The organism is Pseudomonas chlororaphis subsp. chlororaphis (assembly GCF_003945765.1).
Taxonomy (GTDB): domain Bacteria; phylum Pseudomonadota; class Gammaproteobacteria; order Pseudomonadales; family Pseudomonadaceae; genus Aquipseudomonas; species Aquipseudomonas chlororaphis.
Map to the genome: position 1 here is coordinate 2,373,035 of NZ_CP027712.1, position 21,818 is coordinate 2,394,852.

Annotated in this window: 18 protein-coding genes; 8 read left to right on the forward strand and 10 right to left on the reverse strand. The window is 65.3% G+C overall.

Features of this window, described 5'->3' with window-relative positions; genetic code table 11:
- Positions 1 to 85: 85 nt before the first annotated feature.
- Positions 86 to 682 (reverse strand): TetR/AcrR family transcriptional regulator, encoded by a 597-nt coding sequence (locus C4K27_RS11025; protein ID WP_053260437.1) that lies wholly within the window; start codon positions 680 to 682, stop codon positions 86 to 88.
- Entirely contained in the window at positions 675 to 1,526 is an 852-nt protein-coding gene (locus tag C4K27_RS11030; RefSeq protein ID WP_053260438.1) for a 3-hydroxybutyryl-CoA dehydrogenase, read from the reverse strand. The genes C4K27_RS11025 and C4K27_RS11030 overlap by 8 nt, the downstream gene beginning before the upstream one ends.
- A gap of 171 nt (positions 1,527 to 1,697) precedes the next feature.
- On the opposite strand from C4K27_RS11030, the gene C4K27_RS11035 reads away from it, so the two are divergent.
- Positions 1,698 to 2,714, forward strand: a complete 1,017-nt coding sequence (locus C4K27_RS11035) for an AraC family transcriptional regulator (protein WP_053260439.1) — start codon at positions 1,698 to 1,700, stop codon at positions 2,712 to 2,714.
- A gap of 166 nt (positions 2,715 to 2,880) precedes the next feature.
- Here the strand turns inward: C4K27_RS11035 and C4K27_RS11040 are convergent, their stop codons facing one another.
- Complete coding sequence (locus tag C4K27_RS11040; RefSeq protein ID WP_053260440.1) at positions 2,881 to 4,749, reverse strand: sigma-54-dependent Fis family transcriptional regulator; 1,869 nt, start codon at positions 4,747 to 4,749, stop codon at positions 2,881 to 2,883.
- Between the two features lie 342 nt (positions 4,750 to 5,091).
- Between C4K27_RS11040 and C4K27_RS11045 the strand changes: the two genes are divergently transcribed.
- The 5 genes from C4K27_RS11045 (at position 5,092) to C4K27_RS11065 (ending at position 10,480) form a co-directional block, all read left to right on the forward strand.
- Complete coding sequence (locus tag C4K27_RS11045; RefSeq protein ID WP_053260441.1) at positions 5,092 to 6,192, forward strand: ATP-NAD kinase family protein; 1,101 nt, start codon at positions 5,092 to 5,094, stop codon at positions 6,190 to 6,192.
- On the forward strand, positions 6,170 to 7,147 hold the full coding sequence (locus C4K27_RS11050) for a thiamine pyrophosphate-dependent dehydrogenase E1 component subunit alpha (RefSeq protein WP_053260442.1): 978 nt from the start codon (positions 6,170 to 6,172) through the stop codon (positions 7,145 to 7,147). Before C4K27_RS11045 ends, C4K27_RS11050 begins: the two co-directional genes overlap by 23 nt.
- A 45-nt stretch (positions 7,148 to 7,192) precedes the next feature.
- Positions 7,193 to 8,209: an alpha-ketoacid dehydrogenase subunit beta gene (locus C4K27_RS11055; protein WP_009043079.1), complete on the forward strand. Its 1,017-nt coding sequence runs from the start codon at positions 7,193 to 7,195 to the stop codon at positions 8,207 to 8,209.
- On the forward strand, positions 8,206 to 9,318 hold the full coding sequence (locus C4K27_RS11060) for an acetoin dehydrogenase dihydrolipoyllysine-residue acetyltransferase subunit (RefSeq protein WP_053260443.1): 1,113 nt from the start codon (positions 8,206 to 8,208) through the stop codon (positions 9,316 to 9,318). The genes C4K27_RS11055 and C4K27_RS11060 overlap by 4 nt, the downstream gene beginning before the upstream one ends.
- A gap of 88 nt (positions 9,319 to 9,406) precedes the next feature.
- Positions 9,407 to 10,480: a 2,3-butanediol dehydrogenase gene (locus C4K27_RS11065; protein ID WP_238437635.1), complete on the forward strand. Its 1,074-nt coding sequence runs from the start codon at positions 9,407 to 9,409 to the stop codon at positions 10,478 to 10,480.
- A 99-nt stretch (positions 10,481 to 10,579) separates the two neighbouring features.
- Here C4K27_RS11065 and C4K27_RS11070 read toward each other — a convergent pair whose 3' ends face one another.
- The 7 genes from C4K27_RS11070 to C4K27_RS11100 form a co-directional block, all read right to left on the reverse strand.
- Entirely contained in the window at positions 10,580 to 11,209 is a 630-nt protein-coding gene (locus C4K27_RS11070; protein ID WP_053260445.1) for an HAD family hydrolase, read from the reverse strand.
- 650 nt (positions 11,210 to 11,859) lie between these two features.
- Positions 11,860 to 12,141, reverse strand: a complete 282-nt coding sequence (locus C4K27_RS11080; RefSeq protein ID WP_053260446.1) for a hypothetical protein — start codon at positions 12,139 to 12,141, stop codon at positions 11,860 to 11,862.
- Positions 12,142 to 12,822: 681 nt separating this feature from the next.
- The gene (locus C4K27_RS11085; RefSeq protein ID WP_053260447.1) at positions 12,823 to 14,277 is read right to left on the reverse strand and encodes a hypothetical protein; all 1,455 of its coding nucleotides are present in this window, start codon (positions 14,275 to 14,277) and stop codon (positions 12,823 to 12,825) included.
- Between the two features lie 372 nt (positions 14,278 to 14,649).
- Entirely contained in the window at positions 14,650 to 15,264 is a 615-nt protein-coding gene (locus C4K27_RS11090; protein ID WP_053260448.1) for a hypothetical protein, read from the reverse strand.
- Positions 15,265 to 15,314: 50 nt separating this feature from the next.
- Positions 15,315 to 15,458 carry a hypothetical protein gene (locus C4K27_RS31205; RefSeq protein ID WP_155500336.1) on the reverse strand — a complete coding sequence of 48 codons (144 nt, stop codon included), beginning with the start codon at positions 15,456 to 15,458 and terminating at the stop codon, positions 15,315 to 15,317.
- Positions 15,459 to 15,564: 106 nt separating this feature from the next.
- Entirely contained in the window at positions 15,565 to 17,337 is a 1,773-nt protein-coding gene (locus tag C4K27_RS11095; protein ID WP_053260449.1) for an acyl-CoA dehydrogenase C-terminal domain-containing protein, read from the reverse strand.
- Positions 17,338 to 17,461: 124 nt separating this feature from the next.
- Positions 17,462 to 19,084, reverse strand: a complete 1,623-nt coding sequence (locus C4K27_RS11100) for an acyl-CoA synthetase (RefSeq protein WP_053260450.1) — start codon at positions 19,082 to 19,084, stop codon at positions 17,462 to 17,464.
- Between the two features lie 181 nt (positions 19,085 to 19,265).
- Between C4K27_RS11100 and C4K27_RS11105 the strand changes: the two genes are divergently transcribed.
- Entirely contained in the window at positions 19,266 to 21,155 is a 1,890-nt protein-coding gene (locus C4K27_RS11105; RefSeq protein WP_053260451.1) for a PAS domain-containing sensor histidine kinase, read from the forward strand.
- On the forward strand, positions 21,152 to 21,787 hold the full coding sequence (locus tag C4K27_RS11110) for a response regulator transcription factor (protein ID WP_053260452.1): 636 nt from the start codon (positions 21,152 to 21,154) through the stop codon (positions 21,785 to 21,787). Before C4K27_RS11105 ends, C4K27_RS11110 begins: the two co-directional genes overlap by 4 nt.
- The last annotated feature ends 31 nt before the right edge of the window (positions 21,788 to 21,818 follow it).

Sequence of the window (21,818 nt, forward strand, 5' to 3'; positions counted from 1 at the left end):
TTGTCTGTGGGAATGCGGTCGGCAGTCGATGGTCGCAGGTGCGGTGATTTGGCGGGGTGGTCGGCAATTGCCGTTGCGCCGCGGTTCAGGCCACGGCGCTCTGCGGCGCGCTGTTCAACAGCCGTTCCAGGGCACCGCTGAGCAGGTGTTCCAGCAGGGTTTCGCGCTCGTGCTCGGTCAGTGGCTGTTCGTCCAGCCAGCCGGGCGCGCTGTTGAGCAGGCTGGCGATGGCATGCCCGGTGGCCAGCAGCGCCGCGTCGCCGAGCCGCGGCAGCGGGCCGAGGAGCATCAGCAGGCGGCGTTCATATTGCTCGCGCAGCTGGCGCACCCGTTGCTGCTGGTCCTGGTTCAGGCAGCCGCTGTCGCGCTCCACCAGGCGGAAGTGCCGGGGCAGTTCCCGGTGCAGTTTCAGGTGGGCGCGGATCAGGGTGCGCAGGCGATCGTCCGGCGCCTTGCGCCGCCGTTCGATGCGCCCCAGGGTATCGAGCAGTTCGTCGTAGAACTCTTCGATCAAGTCCAGCAGCAGGTGCTGTTTGCTCGGGTAATGGTGATACAGCGAGCCCGGGGTCAGCCCCAGATGGCTCGCCAGCTCGCGCATGCCGACCTGGCCGAAGCCCTTGCTGGCGAACAGCTCCAGGGCCTTGTCGCGGCTTTCGGCGAAACGCGAGCAACGCTCAGCCATAGCGGTGGAAGCCACGTTCGGTCTTGCGCCCCAGGTAACCGGCGGCGACCATTTCCTTGAGCAGCGGCGCGGGCCGGTATTTGCTGTCGTTGAAGCCATCGTAGAGGGCCTCAAGGATCGCCAGCAGGGTGTCCAGGCCGATCAGGTCGGCCAGGGCCAGCGGGCCGATCGGCTGGTTGCAGCCCAGACGCATGCCGGCGTCGATGTCCTCGGCGCTGGCCAGGCCTTCCTGCAATACCAGGATCGCCTCGTTGATCATCGGCACCAGGATCCGGTTGACCACGAAGCCCGGGCGGTTGCCGGCGGTGATCGCGACCTTGCCCAGGCGGGTGGCCATGTCCAGGGCCAGGGCGTGGGTCGCGTCGCTGGTCTGCAGGCCGCGGATCACTTCGATCAGCGCCATCACCGGCACCGGGTTGAAGAAGTGCAGGCCGATAAAGCGCTCGGGCGCGCTGACGCTGGCGGCGAGCTGGGTGATCGACAGCGACGAGGTGTTGGAGGCGATGACACAGGTGCTGGCAACCTGGGCGGCGATCTGTTGCAGCACCCGCCGTTTCAGCTCGAGGTTTTCCGTGGCCGCTTCGATCACCAGTTGTGCGTCGACCAGGCTGGCGTAGTCGGTGCTGGTGCGGATGCGCCCCAGCGCCGCCTGTTTCTGCGCTTCGTCCAGGCTGCCCTTGGCGATCAGCCGGTCGAGGTTCTTGCTCACGGTGGCCACGGCCTTTTGCAGGGCGCTGTCGCTGATGTCCAGCAAGGTCACTTCGAACCCGGCCTGGGCACAGACCTGAGCGATACCGTTACCCATGGTGCCGGCGCCGATCACACCGATATTCTGCAGATTCATCTTGGCTTCTCTTTCTTCGTCCGGACGTGTCGCAGCGCAGCGCGAGCGCGTCTTGCAATGCAACCTTCGAGGCGCGAGTCTAGTGCCCGCGCCGACCCCGGCCTATGCCAAAAGCGCTCAGCCGTCCTGGCGTTTTTTGCCATGTCCACAGCCACAGAGAGCAGTCATTCCATGCGGGAAAAGGATTCGGTCGCGGTCTACTTCGTGCAGGTGATGGTCCACGCCTTGCGTGAGCGGCCCGAGCGCCTGGCCGCGGTGCTGGCCGAGGCGGGCATCGATCCGGCCTTGCTCGGCCAGCCCGAGGCGCGGGTGCCGGCCAGCGCGTTCGCGGCCCTGTGGCTGATCCAGATCCGCGAGCTGCGCGACGAGTTTTTCCAGCTCGATTCCCATGGCCTGCCGCCGGGGGCGTTCGCCCTGATCTGCCGCGGGCTGATCCAGGAGCCGACCCTGGAAAAAGCCCTGCGCCAATGCCTGGCCAACTTCGGCCTGTTCCTGCGCGATTTTCGCGGCAGCCTCAGCGTGCGCGGCAAGCGCGCGGTGCTGAGCCTCGACAGCCAGCCTTGCGATGACGCCGCCGGGCGTTTTGGCGAAGAGACCTTCCTGGTGCTGATGATCAGCCTGCTGTGCTGGCTCGGCGGGCGGCGCATTCCCATCGACCGCGCCGACTTTCGTTATCCGCGCCTGTCCCTGAGCGACGATGCCTTGCTCTGGGGGCCGAACCTGACCTTCGGCGCCGAGCGCACCGAAATTGAATTCGCCAGCCGCTTCCTGCGCCTGCCGGTGGTCCAGGACCTGGCCTCGCTCAAGGTCTTTTTGCGCAGCGCGCCGCAGTGGCTGGTGATCCGTTTTCGCAACCAGCACGGCCTGGCGACCCAGGTCTATCAACGCCTGCGCCGCAGTCACTACAGCCAGTGGCCAACCCTGGAAGCCTTCGCCGGCGAGGTGCAGGTCAGCCCCAGCACCCTGCGTCGGCGCCTGGAGCGCGAGGGCGTGTCATATCAGGAGATCAAGGACGAAGTGCGCCGCGGCATGGCCGTCGAACTGCTGCGCCAGAGCCGTGCGAGCATCGGCGAAATCGCCGAGCGCACCGGCTTCCAGGAGCCCAGCGCCTTCCACCGCGCGTTCAAGAAATGGACCGGCGAAAGTCCCGGGCGCTATCGCGCGCGCTACCAACCCCCGACCCCATAGCCACTGCCGCGCGCCCGACTGTGTAGCCGCTGCCGTAGGCTGCGCACGGCCGCGCAGCGGACGCCAAGCCAGGCAGCGCGGTGCATCAGGTTAACCATGGATGCGGGTTTTACGTCTCCTGCGCAGTCTGCGGCAATGGCTACGGACTCTGCATCGCCGACCCCGCTCAGGCCGGGCTGCGTCCGGGCATCTGGATGCCGTGCTGCTGCACCCGGCGGTACAGGGTCGCGCGGGAAATACCCAGGGCCCTGGCGGCCGCCACCGGCTTCCAGCGATGGCGCACCAAGGCATCCAGCAACGCCTGGCGCTCGGGGCTGCCGCCGGTTTCCGGGGCGGGCAGGTCGCCCGCGGGCTCGACCCCGCGCACCTGTTCCGGCAGGTCATGCAGTTGGATCAACGGTCCCTCGCACACCGCGCAGGCATAGCGCAGTACATGCCGCAATTGCCGCACATTGCCCGGCCAGCGATAACCCAGCAGGCATTCCAGGGCCGCGTTGCCCAGTTGCACCGGCGCCCCGCAGCGCTTGGACTCCTCCTCGACAATCCGCGTGATCAGCGCCAGCCGGTCGCTGCGTTCGCGCAGCGGCGGCAACTGAAAGCGCGCGCCGCCCAGGCGGAAATACAGGTCCTCGCGAAAGCGCCCCTCGGCCACCAGGCTTTCCAGGTCGCGGTGAGTGGCGCAGATCACCTGGATATCCACCGCCCGGCGCTGCGACGCCCCCAGCGGCGCCACTTCGCCCTCGGCCAACACCCGCAGCAAACGGGTCTGCAAGGCCAGGGGCATGTCGCCGATCTCGTCGAGGAACAGGGTGCCGCCATCGGCTTGTTGCAACAGGCCCTGCATGCCCTTGCCGGAGGCCCCGGTAAAGGCTCCGGCGACATAGCCGAACAGCTCGCTCTCGATCAGGCTTTCCGGGATCGCCGCGCAGTTCACCGCCACGAACGGCCGCTCGCGGCGCTGGCTGGCCTGATGCAGCTGGCGGGCGAAGACTTCCTTGCCGGAGCCCGTCTCGCCCTGGATCAGCACCGGCAGATGCCGGTCCTTGACCCGCACCGCCAGGCGCAGGCTCTGTTCCACCCGCGGGTCCAGTGGCTCGCCGGCCAGGCTCAGGCGCGGGCGGCTCAGGGGCCGGCGTGGCGCCCGCAGCCGTCCATGCAGTTCCGCGGACAGCGGGCACAGCGCTTCATCCTGGGCGCGATGCAGCAATTGCGGATCGAACACCTGGGCGATGTGCCGGGGCAGCTGGCCATAGCGTTGCAGCAGGTAGGCGCGGGCCGCCGGGTTCAGCGCGCGCAGGCAGCCGTCGTCGTCCCAGGCCAATAAATAATCGGGCTGGCTGTCGACATAACCCGGGCTGGCGTGGGCCCGCAGCACCCAATAACCCTGGGCGCTGCTCATGAAGAACGCCTGTTCGATCTCCCGGGCGCTCTGCACCACCATCTGCCGGATCAGGTGCTGGGAACGGCGCTCGTCCGGAGAGCGCACCGCCGAAACATCCAGCACCCCCAGCAGTTCGCCCTGGGGGTCGAACACCGGCGCGGCGGAGCAGGTCAGGCCGATAAAGGCCGCGCGAAAGTGGTCGCGCTTGTGCACCGTGATCGGCGCGCGGGCGGTGAGCACCGCCGCCACGCCGCAGGTGCCTTCCTCGCCCTCCGACCAACAGGTGCCCAGGTACAGGCCGGCCTTGCGGCAGTCGTTGCGAATGGTCGATTCCACCCGGTAGTCGATGGTCCGGCCCTGGGCGTCGGTGAGCAGCACGCAATAGTCGGCGTCGCGCACCCGGCCATGGAGGCGGGCCACTTCTTCGCTGGCAATGCGCAGGAACAGCTCGGAGCGCTCGCGGCATTCCTTGAGCACATCCTGGGACAGGATGCGTGGTCCCTGCAGCGAACCGGGGTCCAGGTGGTGCTGCTCCAGGGAGCGGCGCCAGGAGTCGAGGATCAGGCTCGGGACCGGCGCCTGGGGCAGGTGCGCGGCGTTTTTCAGGACCCGGCTGACGCAGTCCACGTGGGCTCTTGAGTGTGCGGAAAGCATGAAGGCCTCCGGTTGCAGCTTCTTATCGTTGTGGGCGCAATTAAGCGCCGATCCGCCCGCTTCGACAAGCGCCGGCTGCCCCGGCAGCGACGGTGAGACGCAACGTCTCAAGGTCTCGCCGAAGCCCCGTGCAACCTGACATGCAACGTCTCATCGGTGGGGCTGGCCAAGGCCTCGCCAGCGTCAAGGCAACCGCTCTGGATCGGCCTTGTCCGAGTTTTCCAGGGCAATTGGCACCGGCCTTGCTCTATCCCTGGATAACCAGCCCCGACTGGCTCATCCAAGAATAACAACGAGGTGCCCTATGTCTTGTCCTGCCTGTGATCCGCCCGCGGTGGGCTTATGAGTCGCCGTCCCCTGAGCGTGGGCATCATCGCCAACCCGGCCTCGGGGCGCGATGTGCGCCGCCTCACCGCCAACGCCGGGCTGTTTTCCAGCACCGACAAGGTCTCGGTGATCCAGCGCCTGCTGGCGGCCTTCGGCGCCACCGGCATCGAGCAGGTATTGATGCCCACCGACATGACCGGGATCGCCGCCGCGGTGCAGAAGAACAGCCGCAGCCGCCAGGCCCGCGACCATCACTGGCCGGCCCTGGAATTCCTTGACCTGACCCTGCGCCAGAGCGTCGAGGACACCCGCCGGGCGGCGCGCTGGATGGCCGAGCGCGAGGTGGCGCTGATCGCTGTGCTCGGTGGCGACGGCACCCACAAGGCGGTGGCCGCCGAGGTCGGCGATATCCCCTTGCTGACTCTGTCCACCGGTACCAACAACGCCTTCCCGGAACTGCGCGAAGCCACCAGTGCCGGGCTGGCCGGCGGCCTCTACGCCAGCGGCCGGGTGCCCGGCGCAATCGCTCTGCGGCGCAACAAGCGCCTGTTGGTGCGCGAGCCTTCCCGGGGTCTTTGTGAAGTGGCCCTGGTGGACGTGGCGGTGTCGCCCCTGGCCTTTGTCGGCGCCCGGGCCATCAGCCGCGCCAGCGACCTGGCCGAGGTCTTCGTGACCTTCGCCGAGCCCCAGTCCATCGGCATTTCCGCGCTCTGCGGGCTGTGGCTGCCGGTCACCCGCCAGGAGCCCCACGGCGCCTGGATGCGCCTCGACCCCCAATCCCCCGAGGCGCTGCTGGTGCCCCTGGCCCCGGGCCTGTTGCAGGGCTGCGGCGTGCTCGACGGCGGCTACCTGCAACCCGACATGCCCCAGCCGCTGTGCCTGAGCGCCGGCACCCTGGCCCTGGATGGCGAGCGCGAGATCGAATTCAACGCCCACGACCGGCCCACGGTCACCCTCGATGGCGGCGGCCCGCTGAGCATCGACGTCAACGCGGTGCTGGACCACGCGGCGCGCCAGCGCCTGCTGGCCATCGACCGCCAGCACCGGCAACACCCCGTGAACTTTCAGTCCGAAGACACCCTGGAGAATAAAAATGTCGACACCTTTGACCACTGAGCAGTTGCTGCATGCCTACCGGGTGATGCGCACCATCCGCGCATTCGAAGAACGCCTGCACGTGGAGTTCGCCACCGGCGAGATCCCCGGTTTCGTCCACCTCTACGCCGGCGAAGAGGCCTCGGCCGCCGGGGTCATGGCCCACCTGCGGGACGATGACTGCATCGCCTCCAACCACCGTGGCCACGGCCATTGCATCGCCAAGGGCGTGGACGTGTACGGGATGATGGCCGAGATCTACGGCAAGAAGACCGGGGTCTGCCAGGGCAAGGGCGGCTCCATGCACATCGCCGATTTCGAAAAGGGCATGCTCGGCGCCAACGGCATCGTCGGTGCCGGCGCGCCGCTGGTGGTGGGCGCGGCCCTGGCGGCGCGGCTGCAGGGCACCGACGGCGTGTCGGTGGTGTTCTTCGGCGACGGCGGCTCCAACGAAGGCGCGGTGTTCGAGGCCATGAACATGGCCTCAGTGTGGAACCTGCCGTGCCTGTTCGTCGCCGAGAACAACGGCTACGCCGAGGCCACCGCGTCCAACTGGTCGGTGGCCTGCGATCACATCGCCGACCGCGCCGCCGGCTTCGGCATGCCCGGGGTGACGGTGGACGGCTTCGATTTCTTCGCCGTGCACGAGGCCGCCGGCGCCGCCGTGGAGCGGGCCCGGGCCGGCGAGGGCCCCTCGCTGATCGAGGTCAAGCTGACCCGTTACTACGGCCACTTCGAGGGCGACGCGCAGACCTACCGCGCCCCCGACGAGGTCAAGCATTACCGCGAGCACAACGACTGCCTGATGCAGTTTCGCGAGTGCACCACGCGCTCGGGCCTGGTCCAGGCCAGCCAGCTGGAGCAGATCGACCAGCAAGTGGACGCGCTGATCGAGGACGCGGTGCGCAAGGCCAAGTCCGACCCCAAGCCGAGCCCGGCCGACCTGCTCAGCGACGTCTACGTCGCTTACCCCTGAGCGGCCCCTTCATCGCCCCCACAACAAAAAATCGAGAGAACCATCATGGCGAGAAAAATCAGTTACCAGCAGGCCATCAACGAAGCCCTGGCCCAGGAAATGCGTCGCGACCCCAGCGTGTTCATCATGGGTGAAGACGTGGCCGGCGGTGCCGGCGCCCCCGGCGACAACGACGCCTGGGGCGGCGTGCTGGGGGTGACCAAGGGCCTCTACCACCAATTCCCCGGGCGAGTGCTGGACACCCCATTGTCGGAAATTGGCTATGTCGGCGCCGCCGTGGGTGCGGCCACCCGGGGCGTGCGCCCGGTGTGCGAACTGATGTTCGTCGACTTCGCCGGCTGCTGCCTGGACCAGATCCTCAACCAGGCGGCCAAGTTCCGCTACATGTTCGGCGGCAAGGCGCAGACCCCGCTGGTGATCCGCACCATGGTCGGCGCCGGCCTGCGCGCCGCGGCCCAGCATTCGCAGATGCTCACCTCGCTGTGGACCCATATCCCCGGTCTTAAGGTGGTCTGCCCGTCGTCGCCCTATGACGCCAAGGGCCTGCTGATCCAGGCCATCCGCGACAACGACCCGGTGATCTTCTGCGAGCACAAGCTGCTCTACAGCCTGCAGGGCGAAGTGCCGGAGGAGTCCTATGCGATTCCGTTCGGCGAGGCCAACTTCCTGCGCGACGGCAAGGACGTGACCCTGGTCTCCTACGGGCGCACGGTGAATACCGCGCTGGAGGCGGCGCGCAGCCTGGCCGGGCGCGGCATCGATTGCGAGGTCATCGACCTGCGCACCACCAGCCCGCTGGATGAAGACAGCATCCTGGAAAGCGTGGAGAAGACCGGGCGTCTTGTCGTGATCGACGAAGCCAACCCGCGCTGCTCCATGGCCACCGACATCTCGGCGCTGGTGGCGCAAAAAGCCTTCGCCGCGCTCAAGGCGCCGATTGAAATGGTCACCGCACCGCACACCCCGGTGCCGTTCTCCGATGCCCTGGAAGACCTGTACATCCCTGACGCGGCGAAGATCGAGCAGGCCGTGCTGAACCTGATCGAGTGGAGCCGCCGATGAGCCAGATCCATACCCTGACCATGCCCAAGTGGGGCCTGTCGATGACCGAGGGCCGGGTCGATGCCTGGCTCAAGGAAGAGGGGCAAAGCATCAGCAAGGGCGACGAAGTGCTGGACGTGGAAACCGACAAGATTTCCAGCAGCGTCGAGGCACCGTTCTCCGGCGTGCTGCGCCGGCAGGTCGCCCGCCAGGATGAGACCCTGGCGGTGGGCGCCTTGCTCGGTATCGTCGTCGAGGGCGAAGCCAGCGATGCCGAGATCGACGCGGTGATCGAGCAGTTCCAGGCGTCTTTCGTGCCCGGCGATGCCGCCGACGAAGACAGCGGCCCGGCGCCGCAGAAGGTCGAGCTGGAGGGCCGGCTGATCCGCTACTTCGAGCGCGGCGCAGGCGGCACGCCGCTGGTGCTGGTGCACGGTTTTGGCGGCGACCTGAACAACTGGCTGTTCAACCACGAAGCCCTGGCCGCCGGGCGCCGGGTCGTCGCCCTCGACCTGCCGGGCCACGGCGAGTCGGCCAAGGCCCTGCAACGAGGCGACCTGGACGAGCTGAGCGACGTGCTGCTGGCCTTGCTCGATCACCTGGAGATTCCCGCGGCCCACCTGGCGGGGCATTCCATGGGCGGCGCGGTGGCCTTGAACACCGCGCGCCTGGCGCCGCAGCGGGTGCGCTCGCTGAGCCTGATCGGCAGCGCCGGGCTGGGGGTCGAAATCAATGGCGATTACCTGCGCGGTTTTGTCGAGGCCGGCAACCGCAATGCCCTCAAGCCGCAGCTGGTGCAGCTGTTCTCCAACGCCGAGCTGGTAAACCGGCAGATGCTCGACGACATGCTCAAGTTCAAGCGCCTGGAAGGGGTGGACGCGGCCCTCGGGCAACTGGCCGGCCAGCTGTTTGCCGAGGGCCGCCAACAGGTCGACCTGCGCCCCGTGGTGCAGGACGGCGGGCAGCCGGTGCTGGTGATCTGGGGCAGCGACGACCGGATCATTCCGGTGAGCCACAGCGCCGGGCTCAAGGCGCAGATCGAGGTGCTGCCGGGGCAGGGGCACATGGTGCAGATGGAAGCGGCGGAGCAGGTCAATCGCCTGGTCCTCGACTTTATCCAGCAGCACTGAAGTTTTCTGCGGCGGCCAAGGGGCCGTCGCAGCCCGACAAAAACAAGGAGAAGCCAAGATGAGTGTTTCCCTCAAACCCGTCTCCAGCATGCGCGCCGCAGTCTGGCATGGCCGTCACGATATCCGCGTCGAAGACGTGCCGCTGCCCGAGGCGCCGCCCGCCGGCTGGGTGCAGATCCGCGTCGACTGGTGCGGCATCTGCGGGTCCGACCTGCACGAATACGTGGCCGGGCCAGTGTTCATTCCGGTGGAAGCGCCGCACCCGCTGACCGGGATCAAGGGCCAGTGCATCCTCGGCCACGAGTTCTGCGGCGAGATCGTCGCCCTCGGCGCCGGGGTCCAGGGGTTCAGCGTTGGCCAGGCGGTGGCCGCCGACGCCTGCCAGCACTGCGGCACCTGCTATTACTGCACCCAAGGCCTGTACAACATCTGCGAGAACCTGGCCTTTACCGGGCTGATGAACAACGGCGCCTTCGCCGAACTGGTCAATGTGCCGGCCAACTTGCTGTACGCCTTGCCGGACAACTTTCCCGCCGAGGCCGGGGCGCTGATCGAGCCGTTGGCGGTGGGCATGCACGCGGTGAAGAAGGCCGGCAGCCTGCTGGGCCAGAACGTGGTGGTGGTCGGCGCCGGCACCATCGGCCTGTGCACCATCATGTGCGCCAAGGCCGCCGGCGCGGCCCAGGTGATCGCCCTGGAAATGTCCGGCGCGCGCAAGGCCAAGGCCCTGGAAGTCGGCGCGAGCCATGTGCTCGACCCCAAGGCATGCGATGCCCTGGCCGAGGTCAAGCGCCTGACTGGCGGGCTGGGGGCGGATGTCAGTTTCGAATGCATCGGCAACAAGCACACCGCCAAGCTGGCCATCGACCTGATCCGCAAGGCTGGCAAATGCGTGCTGGTGGGCATCTTCGAGGAGCCCAGCGAGTTCAACTTCTTCGAGTTGGTGGCCACCGAGAAACAGCTGCTGGGGGCGCTGGCCTACAACGGCGAATTCGCCGATGTGATCGCCTTTATCGCTGACGGCCGCCTGGACATTGCGCCGCTGGTGACCGGGCGTATCCAGCTGGAACAGATCGTTGGCCAGGGCTTCGAGGAGCTGGTCAACAACAAGGAACACAACGTCAAGATCATCGTTTCACCCGGACCGTTGCAAGGCGCCTGAGCAGGGCGATTTGGCGATGGCCGGCAGCGGCCATCGCTTTTTTTATCGCAGATCGGTTGATCCTGGCTGTCATTGCGGCAACGGGTTCATGCAGCTATTTCACATCGCGCCCAGCAGTCCCAAGACCTGCAACTGGCGACGGGTTTCAGCCGCCGACTGGTGGTGAATCGCATTCCAGCCCAGGGCCTTGGCGGCGACGATATTCGGTGCGTGATCGTCAATGAACACCAACTCCTGAGGCGCCACATCCGGCAGGTGCGCACGAATGCGCTGCAGGGTGGTGTGGTAGATCTCGGCGTCAGGCTTGATCTGCCGCTCCTGCCCGGACACCACGATGTCGCGAAAACACTGGAGGAACGGATAGTTGTCCCAGGCGTAGGGGAAGGTCTCCTGGGACCAATTGGTCAGCCCGAACAGCGGCATCTGCGCCTGGTGCAGCTCTTCCAGCAAGGCCACGCCGTCGTCCAGCTGGCCGCGGAGCATTTCCGGCCAGCGCCCGTAATAGGCCTCGATCAGCGGCGCATGCTCCGGGTGTTCGGCCACCAGGCTGCGGGTCGCTTCGGCCAGCGTTCGCCCGGCGTCCTGCTGGGTATTCCAGGCCTGGGTGCAAATGGTCTCGAGGAACCATTGGCGACGGGCATCGTCGGGGATCAGTTGGCGGTACAGGTGGTGCGGGCTCCAGTCGAACAGCACGCCACCAAAATCGAAAACCACAGCACGAATTGTCATCGGCACGTCCTTTTGAGCGGTTGTGGGTCAGGGCGACATCCTGCGACGGTAGGCGATGCAATGCAATTTGCCGGCGCACCGACAGCCGTACGTTGTGGGCTTTTGTAGGAGCGAAGCTTGCTCGCGATAGCGTCGGCCCTGGCACCGCTTTTTTGAACGGTGTACATATCCATTCCTGCGGTAACGGCCACTTAGGGTTCCGCCCTTACGGCGGGTCACTTTGGAAAGGCCCCAAAGTAACCAAAGGGCCTTGCCCCACCACTCGGTGCCTCGCCTAGGCTCGGCATGCCCGAACGAAGGCATTGATCCGTGGGCCGCCGCAAGGGGCCATCCCTGGCCCCGTGCGGCTAACCCGGCGTCCTGCCGGGTTACCCACGGCTCAATGCCTGCGTTCGGCCATCGTGGTTAACGGGGCCTTCAGATCAAAAGCCAAAGCAAAAGCCAGACGGCGGCCTACCGGCCGACCTGAGGCTGAACGCAATTCCTGTAGCCGCTGCCGAGCTTGCGAGGCTGCGACCGGGTGCGAAGCGCCCGCCAAACCTGACAACGCGGTGCAACAGGTAAATCCGCGAAGCAGGATGTGCGTCTGCTACGCAGCCGATCGCAGCCTTCGGCAGCGGCTACAAACAGCCTCCCAGGCTCAATAGCGCTCAGGGCTCCTGCGCCGCACGCCACTGAATCACCTCCAGCACCGCGCACCCTTCCCGGGTCAGCAGATGCACCCCTCGGGTCACCCGCGTCAGGTCGCAGTCGGAAATATCTTTCAGGTTAAGCGTGGACAGCGTGTCCATCAGGTCGCGTACCACGGTGAAACGATGGGCAGCACTGCTGGCCAGATCGCTCAGGGAGGCTTGGGTATCGAGGTAGAAAACCGCTTGATCGGCGTCGTGGGTGTCGACGGCGGTAAAGCGCGAGAGTGACTGGGCAATCATAGGTACAGCTCCTGTGCATGGAGCAATCACCTGTGTTACCGACGACGAAGAAAATGACCGCTGTGCGCGTATATGACGACCGGAGAATCACCGCGCACAGCCGTCATAACATCCTGTCGCGGGCACCCGATAGGTGACTGCAAAGGTGTTGTGGGCGCTGATGCAGCGTTGTAATTCGACCGGCCAAGGTCGTTCGCGAATTTTGCTGCGAGGGCGAGCTATAGGAGTGACGCTTGAACGCCGCAACGGTGCATGAGTGGAGATGTTTGAGTGGTTGTGTCATAGGGCCGACGGAAACTGCGGCAGATGTGTAACTGCTCTGAGCTGGCTATCCGTTTGCATGGGACCTATCCAGCCTGAGCTTGAAGGGCTTTTGCACGAAGTGACCGAAATAAGGCTTTGGGACTCGATCAATAGACAGTTTGTTAATTATATTGGTGTGTTGACGGTGAGCCCTTTGGAGGCCGGTCAATTACTTTCGGAGTAGAGTTCAAGTCGTGGCTACTGCCAGTCAAGGTACTCTGCTTCGAATGATGTTTATGACTATCTAACTCAGAAACTGAATCGGCCTTGCCGTTATAGGTACACATGACATATCGCTTTTGGCCGACAACGACCGCTCATGAAGGGCGGCTTACGGCCAATTTAGTTTTGCTGACGCGTTGTTGAGCACCGTGAGGGTCAATCGGTGCAGGCTGAAACTTTCCCTTTTGCGGCGCCACAGCGAATGATGTTCCTCACGCTCGGGTTATTGAAATAATTAACGTGAGCATCTGCGGGGTCTTCAAAGAGATAGAGCCAACGTGTGGCGTTTCGCACGAATACATCCGTCACATGGATCACCTGCCGTCCCGGTGCGCTAGCCTTTGCGGTGTCGTACCAACTGGGGATATGCCAGGTCAACAGGTCGTTGGTATCGTTGAACGAGACGATCTCCAGCTTAGTGACTGGCCTGCGTGTCTTCGCGGCTGCCAGTGCCTTGAGGTTGCCAATCTTGAGCAGGACATTATCGAAAACGAGGGGCTCGGACGGTGCCTTTGGTAATTCCGGAACGCCAGGAGCCTCACTCTCGACTGCCAACGAAAAAGGCAAGGGCGGTGATGATCCATTGGACCCTTTGGCAGGCTCTATAAGTTGACCGGTTGTGTTTGATAACGGACGCGGATTCACCGATCGAATGTCCGGCGAGACGTTCGCTAGGCCCAGCAACGCTAGCTGGTTAGCCATCATGTAAAAGGCAGGCGTGTCGGCCAGCATGCGTTCAATAAACGGCCGCGCTTTTTGGCGCTCATCTAGGGGGATAATGTTCTCTTTTGCATCCGACATCAGATCAAGGAACATGTCGTAGATCATGCGACTACCAAGGCTGTGCGTCACAAACAAGTTTTTGTACGCTGATCTGTCGCTGTCCTGTGCCGAAGGCCAGATGCACTTGGCGTCGTCTGCGGTAGGGGTGACTGCATGGCAAAGCCCTTCGGCCAGGCCACGTTCGATTGTCTGCCGGTAGGTGCCCGCGTAGAGCATGGCATCGGCTAGGTTTCTGTCGAATACCTGTTCCTTGATTGTTTTATTGATCGGCACTCGCCAAGGGGCCTGCACAGTCGACGCCAGGTCTACACCGCCGCGTTGTAGGCAAGGCGGGCTGTCTTTATCAGCAAAAATCGACGGTGAGTCATACCCGAGTTGAGTGCTCTTGATCCATTGAGTCAAAGATGACCAGGTAATTTCAATCGCTTCTACCTCGACTTCCGCGCGGTCAGGCAACGTCAATCTATAGTCCTTTTTGGCGAAGCTGACCCCTGAAGACCTGTCCTTAATGCCTTTCATATAGACGCTGACGTCAATGAAGTGCGCGACCGGCTCGACGTTCGAGACCGGGGTCAGCCCCATAGCTGCAGCGTTTTCGGTGCTCAACCAGCCCGTTTCTGGATCCAGTGCATAGCCCGGGCAATGATCGCCAACACCGTGAACAAATATCAGCCTGACGTGGGAGTCAATGGGAAGCAAATTGGTTAATGGCTGCACTCTGCCGGTGGCTTTCCCGCTGGTATCGGAGGGTTGGTAAACCAGTGGCGTCGGAGAGCAAGCGATACAAACCAGTGGGATGGCGGCGCAGAACAGTCTTGAAATCTTCATGTTCAGATTCCTTGCTGATGGATGCGGTTACCCGCAATCGGCATTGAAATCACGCAGCCTGGACGCTGACAGCACGTACGTTGATGCCTCCACTTAGGCTAGATGGGATCTACCGTGGTGCAACCCGCAAAGACGTAACTCTCCAGACGTCGGCCCCCCTGTCGCTCCTAGATATTGATCAGATTTTGACGGCCCAGCATCGCGTGGTCCGAAGCAATGTCTAATTTCATCATGGACTGCATTAGTGACGAAAAAACGGCGCCTTGCGCCTACAAATCGCAGCGGCCTCCCACCGCTTGTGACGGATACCTGGTTTTGACGAAGATCTGCTACTGGCCGGCAGCAGCCTCTGCTTCTTTCAAGCCCCACCCATCAATCAACAATCACCCGCTCATCCGGGTCATCCCCCAAGCACACGCTCAGCTGTTGCCCAGCCTTGTTGAACGCACAATGAGGCAGGGTCTGCTCCTTGATGAAACTCAACGCGGGAAGGATGAACACGCCGGCCAGGATCAGCGCTCCTACAGTCCGCAAGAACAATACATCCGCGCTGCTGGCGGCTGGCCGGAGCTTGAGGCGGCCGTGGCGATACCAGTACAGCCCGCTGGCGACAAAGCCGACGCCGATCGCCATGGCGTAATCCAGTTCCCAGGCTTGCGGGCTGAAGATCAGGTTGCCGTCGGCGTCGTCCGGGTAGTTGATGCGCCACCAGGCGCCGAGTAGCAGCGGCACCAGGCCGGCGACGATCCAGGCCAGGCGGGCGCCGGGCATGCGGGTGAGCAGGGCCAGGCCCAGGCCGAGGGCGCAGAGGAGCCAGATTCCGAGGTACAGCTGAAAGCCCATGGCCCCACCGAACAGCGTGCCGCTGACGTCCCGGGGGACGATCAGTTGCAGGTCGGCAAACACCATCACGGACAGCGGGGCCGCCACGGCGATTCCGCTCAGGACGGCGTTGATCCATAACCACAAAGTGAACAGGCGATGCATGGGCGTACTCGACAAAGACAGGGAAGGGGATGGCTCGGGGCGGGCCGGATTCAAGGGAATGGCAAGCCGCTGCCGGTGGCGGACAGGGCCGGATCACCAAGTTGGAATAGGCGAGTAGCGAAGGTGCGGATCAGGTGCGGAGCATCGGGCAGCAGCATGGCTGGCCGGGCAATGATCGGGGCGGGCGCCAACACGTTTCTTCCTTGGGCGGTGTTCGGGGCGCGCAGTATGCAAGGCCGCCGCCGGTTTTGCATCAGCCGCCGTGCAGCAGGGCGGGGCATGGAGGCCCCGCCCTAGGGGTTAGAACTGCTCCGCTTCGAGGCCGAACAGCGAGGAACTGCCGGCGCGGATGCTTTGCTCCAGGCTAAGGATGCGCGGCAGCAGGCGGCTGAAGTAGAAACGCGCGGTGGCCAGCTTGGCGCCGTAGAAACTCTCGTCCTCGGCGTGCTTGTGCTCGGCCACTTGGGCCATGCGCGCCCACAGGTAGGCGTAGGCCACGTAGCCGAACAGGTGCAGGTATTCGACGCAGGCGCTGCCCACGGCGTTGGGGTTCTGCACTGCCTGTTCGCGCAGCCAGTCGCTGAGGTCTTCCAGGCGCTGCACGGCGTCCAGCAGCTCGGCGGCGTAGGCGGCGCCGGGCAGGTAGGCGTAGTCGCGGATCTCGCCGGTGAACAGGCGCAGGGCCACGCCGCCGTTGCCCACCACTTTGCGGCCCAGCAGGTCGAGGGCCTGGATGCCGTTGGTGCCTTCGTAGATCTGCGCGATGCGCACATCCCGCACCAGCTGCTCCTGGCCCCATTCGCGGATATAGCCGTGGCCGCCGAAGACCTGCTGGCCGAGGATGCAACTGTCCAGCCCGGTGTCGGTGAAGAACGCCTTGGCCACTGGGGTCAGCAGCGCCACCAGGGCCTCGGCGTTGTGCCGCTCATGGGGCTGGTCGGCGAACTTGGCCAGGTCCAGCTGCTGGCCGACGTAACTGGCGAAGGCCCGGCCGCCCTCGGTCATGGCTTTCATGGACAGCAGCATGCGCCGCACATCGGGGTGGACGATGATCGGATCGGCGATCTTGTCCTTGGCCACCGGGCCTGCGGGCGAGCGGCTCTGGATGCGCTCGCGGGCGTAGGTGCGGGCGTTCTGGTAGGCGTTCTCGGCGCAGCCGATGCCCTGGATGCCGATGGACAGGCGCTCGTAGTTCATCATGGTGAACATCGCTGCCAGGCCCTTGTTGGCCTCGCCGATCAGCCAGCCGCTGGCGCCGTCGAAGTTCAGCACGCAGGTGGCCGAGGCCTTGATCCCCATCTTGTGCTCGATGGAGCCGCAGCTCACCGCGTTGGCCTGGCCGAGGTTGCCCTGGGCGTCGACCTGGATCTTCGGCACCAGGAACAGCGAGATGCCCTTGGGCCCGGCCGGGGCGTCCGGCAGCTTGGCCAGGACCAGGTGGATGATGTTTTCGGTCAGGTCCTGCTCGCCGCCGGTGATGAAAATCTTGCTGCCGCTGATCCGGTAGCTGCCGTCGGCCTGGGGTTCGGCGCGGGTGCGGATGATCCCCAGGTCAGTGCCGGCATGGGCCTCGGTCAGGCACATGGAGCCGGCCCAGCGACCTTCGTACATGGGCGGCAGGTACAGCGCCTTGAGCGCCTCGCTGGCGTGGGCGTCGATGGCCAGGCAGGCGCCGGAACTCAGGGCCGAATACAGGGCGAAGCTGGAATTGGCGGCGTAGAGCATTTCTTCGAACTGCACCGCGAGCATCTTCGGCATGCCCATGCCGCCGTAGGCCGGGTTACCGCTTAGGCCCACCCAGCCGCCCTGGATATAGGTGGCGTAGGCCTCCTTGAAACCGGCCGGGGTGCGCACCTGGCCGTTGTCCCAGGTGGCGCCTTCCTCGTCGCCGCTGCGGTTGAGCGGGGCGATCAGCTGGCCGGTGACCTTGGCCGCTTCTTCGAGAATCGCATCGGCGGTATCGGCATCCACCGTCTCCGCCAGGGCCGGCAGCCGGGCCCAGAGCCTGGGCGCGTTGAACACTTCATGCAGGACAAAGCGCATGTCACGCAGGGGGGCGTTGAATTCAGGCATCGCAACAAACCTCGGGCAAGAGTGGCGGTTGAACGGCCGGGGCCGGGTGATTCAAAAAGGCTAGGCCCCGCCATGCCGACGCCCTGCAGGGCAACGACATGCACGGGGTTTCTGTCTATTCAAGCTAGAGGTTTTTCGCCATGTCGCGCAGGACGAACTTCTGGATCTTGCCGGTGGAGGTCTTGGGCAACTGGCTGAACACCACGGTGCGCGGCACTTTGAAGCCCGCCAGGTGTTCCCGACAGAAGGCAATGATCTGCGCCTCGCTGACCTGCTGGTGGTCGGCCTTGAGGGTGATGAAGGCGCAGGGCGTCTCGCCCCATTTCTCGTCGGGGCGGGCCACCACCGCGGCTTCCAGCACTGCCGGGTGACGATAGAGCACGCCTTCCAGCTCGATGGTGGAAATATTCTCGCCGCCGGAAATGATGATGTCCTTGAGCCGGTCGCGGATCTCCACATAACCGTCCGGGTGGGTCACCCCCAGGTCGCCGGTGTGGAACCAGCCGCCCTCGAAGGCCTCGGCGGTGGCGCTGGGGTTCTTCAGGTAGCCCTTCATCACCGTGTTGCCGCGCATGAAGATCTCGCCGATGGTCTGGCCGTCGCGGGGCGTGGGTTCGAGGGTTTTCGGGTCGGCCACCATCACCCCTTCCAGGGTCGGGTAACGCACGCCCTGGCGCGACTTGATCTGCGCCCGCTGTTCCAGGGGCAACTCGTCCCAGGCGGCGTGCCAGGCGCACAGGGTCACCGGCCCGTAGACCTCGGTCAGGCCGTAGACGTGGGTCACCTTGATGCCCATTTCTTCCACCGCGCCAATCACCTTGGCCGGTGGCGCGGCCCCGGCGACCATGGCGTCGACCGGGTGATCGATGGCGGCCTTGGCCGAGTCCGGCATGTTCACCAGGGCATTGAGCACGATGGGCGCGCCGCACAGGTGCGTGACCTGGTGCTCGCGGATCAGGTTGAGGATCTTCTGCGGGTCGACCCGGCGCAGGAACACATGGACCCCGGCCAGGGCGGTGACGGTCCAGGGGTAGCACCAGCCGTTGCAATGGAACATCGGCAAGGTCCACAGGTACACCGGGTGGTTGCCCATGGCCCAGGTCATCTGGTTGCCCAGGGCATTGAGGTAGGCGCCGCGGTGGTGATAGACCACGCCCTTGGGGTTGCCGGTGGTGCCCGAGGTGTAGTTCAGGGCGATGGCCTGCCATTCGTCATCCGGCCACTGCCAGGCGAATTCCGGGTCGCCCTCGGCGAGGAAGGCCTCGTAGTCCAGCTCGCTGACCGGCTGGCCCTCGCCGTACTCGGGGTCGTCGAGGTCGATCACCAAAGGCGGCTGGTCGAGCATGGCGACGGCGGCGTGGATCACCTCATGGAACTCGCGGTCGGCGATCAATACCTTGGCCTCGCCGTGAGCCAGCATGAAGGCGATGGCCTCGGCGTCCAGGCGCACGTTGAGGGCATTGAGCACGGCGCCGATCATCGGCACGCCAAAGTGGGCTTCGAGCATGGCCGGGATATTCGGCAGCATCACCGCCACTGTGTCGTTCTTGCCGATCCCGCGCCCGGCCAGGGCCGAGGCCAGGCGCCGGCAGCGGCTGTAGGTCTGGGCCCAGGTGCGGCGGATCGAACCGTGGATCACCGCTGGGTAATCGGGGTAAACGGCGGCGGTGCGCTCGATGAAGCTCAAGGGGGACAGGGCGATATGGTTGACGGCCGTCGGCGCGAGGCCTTGCTCGTAGATGGACATGGTTCGGGTACCCGGTGGCTGATTGTTAGCTCTATTGGCCGAGGCCATTTTTGCGGCACTCGGTGACTTATCCGGGAGCTTTTATATACTGCTTGGCAATGGATATGGAAGTACTACCTGAGTTGTATAGTATTTATACTATATTAATAATTCGCTGATCCAGCCCGCAGGTTTATCGACGATGCCCACCTCCACCCACTTGAACCGCTGGCTGCGCCTGCAGCGTGAAGGCCGGCTGCCGGACTCGCCCTGGCTGGGCCATGACCCGCAACCCAGCCTGCTGCTGGACGCCGAGGCGCGGCCCGTGGACCTGAACCCGGCACTCTTGCAATGGCTGGAGACTGAGGCGTCGAGCGAGGTCGCGGCGCTGCTGCCGGTCAATCACCCGGCCCTGGTCCGGGCCTGCCTGGAGCAACAGCGGGCCATCGAAGAGGTCGAGGCCCAGTGGGGCGAGCGGGTGCTGCTCTGGAGCTTTATCCCCGACCCGCACAGGCAACGGGTCCTGGCCCGTTGCCGCGAAGCCACGGCGCAGATCCTCGCCGAGCGCGAGTCGGCCACGGCCCGGCGCCTGTACCGGCTGATCACCGAGAACACCACCGACCTGATTTCCCGGCATACCCCGGACGGCACCTTTCTCGACGCCTCGCCGGCGTCCTGGACCCTGCTCGGCTACTGGCCCGAAGCACTGCGCGGGCGCCTGGCCCGCAGCCTGTTCCACAGCCAGGACCTGGCCGGGCTGACGCAGCGCACCCGGGACGCCCTGGAGCAGGACGGCTACCACACCATGACCTACCGCATCCGCCATCGCGACGGCCATTACCTGTGGTTCGAGACCGCCTGCCGGGCGATCCGCGAAACCTACACCGGGGCGGTGGTGGAAGTGGTGGCGGTGTCCCGGGACATCACCTCCCGGGTCCAGGCCGAAGAGAACAAGCGGCGCCTGGCGGAAGTGGTGGAGGCCAACCCCGACCCGGTGCTGTTCATCCAGCCCGGCGGCGCGGTGACCTACCTCAACCCGGCGGCCCGGCGCACCCTGGGCCTGGAGGCCGGGCAGCCGATGCCGGACCTGGCAAGCATCCTCACCCAGGAAGTGCTGGACAGCCTGCAACGCGAAGGCTGGCACCGCGCCGAACACACAGGCCGCTGGAGCATCGAGGCGCGCCTGCAACCGCCGGCCGGCGGCGCGTCGGTGCCGGTGTCGCTGATGTTGCTGGCCCATCGCGCGGCCAGTGGCGAGCGCTTCTATTCCCTGGTGGCCCACGACCAAAGCGAACGGGAATTGCGCGAGGCCCAGCAGCGCCATCATCAGGACGAACTGGCCCACACCGCGCGCCTGGTGACCCTGGGTGAACTGGCCTCGGGCATTGCCCATGAGATCAATCAGCCCCTGGCGGCGGTGGTCAATTACGCCAACGCCAGCCAACGTTATCTGCAAGCCCTCGACACTCAGCCCGAGGCCGCCCGCAAGGTCGCCCAGGGCCTGGAGCGGATCGCCGAACAGGCCACCCACGCCGCCGAAGTGATCAAGCGTCTGCGGGCCTTCCTGCGCAAGGGCGGGCGCCGGGTCCAGGCCCTGGACCTGGCCGAGGTGGCCCGGGAAACGGTGCGCCTGTGCGCCTGGGAGGCGCAGGCCTGCCAGGTGACGATCGAACTGCGCCTGGCGGATAATCTGCCGCCGGTGTACGCCGACCGGATCTTGCTCGAGCAGGTGCTGTTGAATCTGCTGCGCAACGCTATCGAGGCCAATCGCGAGGTGCATCCGCAGCAGGGCTCGCAGATCGTCCTCGGTGCCCGGGCCAGTAGCGAAGGCGGGGTCGAGGTCAGCGTCAGCGACCAGGGCCCGGGCGTCTCCGCCGAGCAGCTGGCGCAGCTGTTCACCCCGTTCTACACCAGCAAGGCCAACGGCCTGGGGCTCGGGCTGTCCATGAGCCGCAGCATCGTCGAAGGCTTCGGCGGCGACTTGCAGGCCCAGCCTCAGAGCCGCGGCTTGAAGATGTGCTGCCACTTGCCGGCGACGGCCCCGGCGCAAGCCGATTCACCCACCCAACCGATAACAGGAGCAAGGCAATGACGAGTGCGGCGCAGCAGCTGGTGTATGTGGTCGACGACGACCCGGGCATGCTCGACTCCACCGTCTGGCTGCTGGAGTCGGTGGGCCTCAAGGCCGTGCCCTTCACCAGCGGCCGGGAGTTCCTCGAACACTGCGACCCCAGCCTCGACGCCTGCGTGCTGCTGGATGTGCGCATGCCCGGCATGGGCGGGCTGAATGTCCAGGAAGAGCTGCGCCAGAGGGATATCCACCTGCCGCTGATCTTTGTCAGCGGCCACGCCGATGTGCCCATCGTGGTGCGGGCGTTCAAGGCTGGCGCCGTGGACTTTATCGAGAAGCCCTACAACGAACAGCTACTGCTGGACAGTGTGCAGCAGGCCCTGAGCCGCGCCGACGACCGCCACAGCCGCAACGCCGGGCAGGCCCGGGTCGAAGCGCGCCTGGAGAGCCTTACGCCGCGGGAGAAGGACGTGTTGCTGCCGTTGGTGCAGGGCTACAGCAATCGCGAGATCGCCGAGCAACTGGGGGTCAGCGTCAAGACCATCGACCTGTATCGCTCGCGGGTGATGAAGCGCATGCAGGCCGAGCACCTGCCGGAACTGGTGGGCATGGCCATCGCCGTCGGGCTGGTGGACCCGCTGCAATTGCGCTGAGGCTGCGGCCACCGCACTTTTTGCGTTTTTG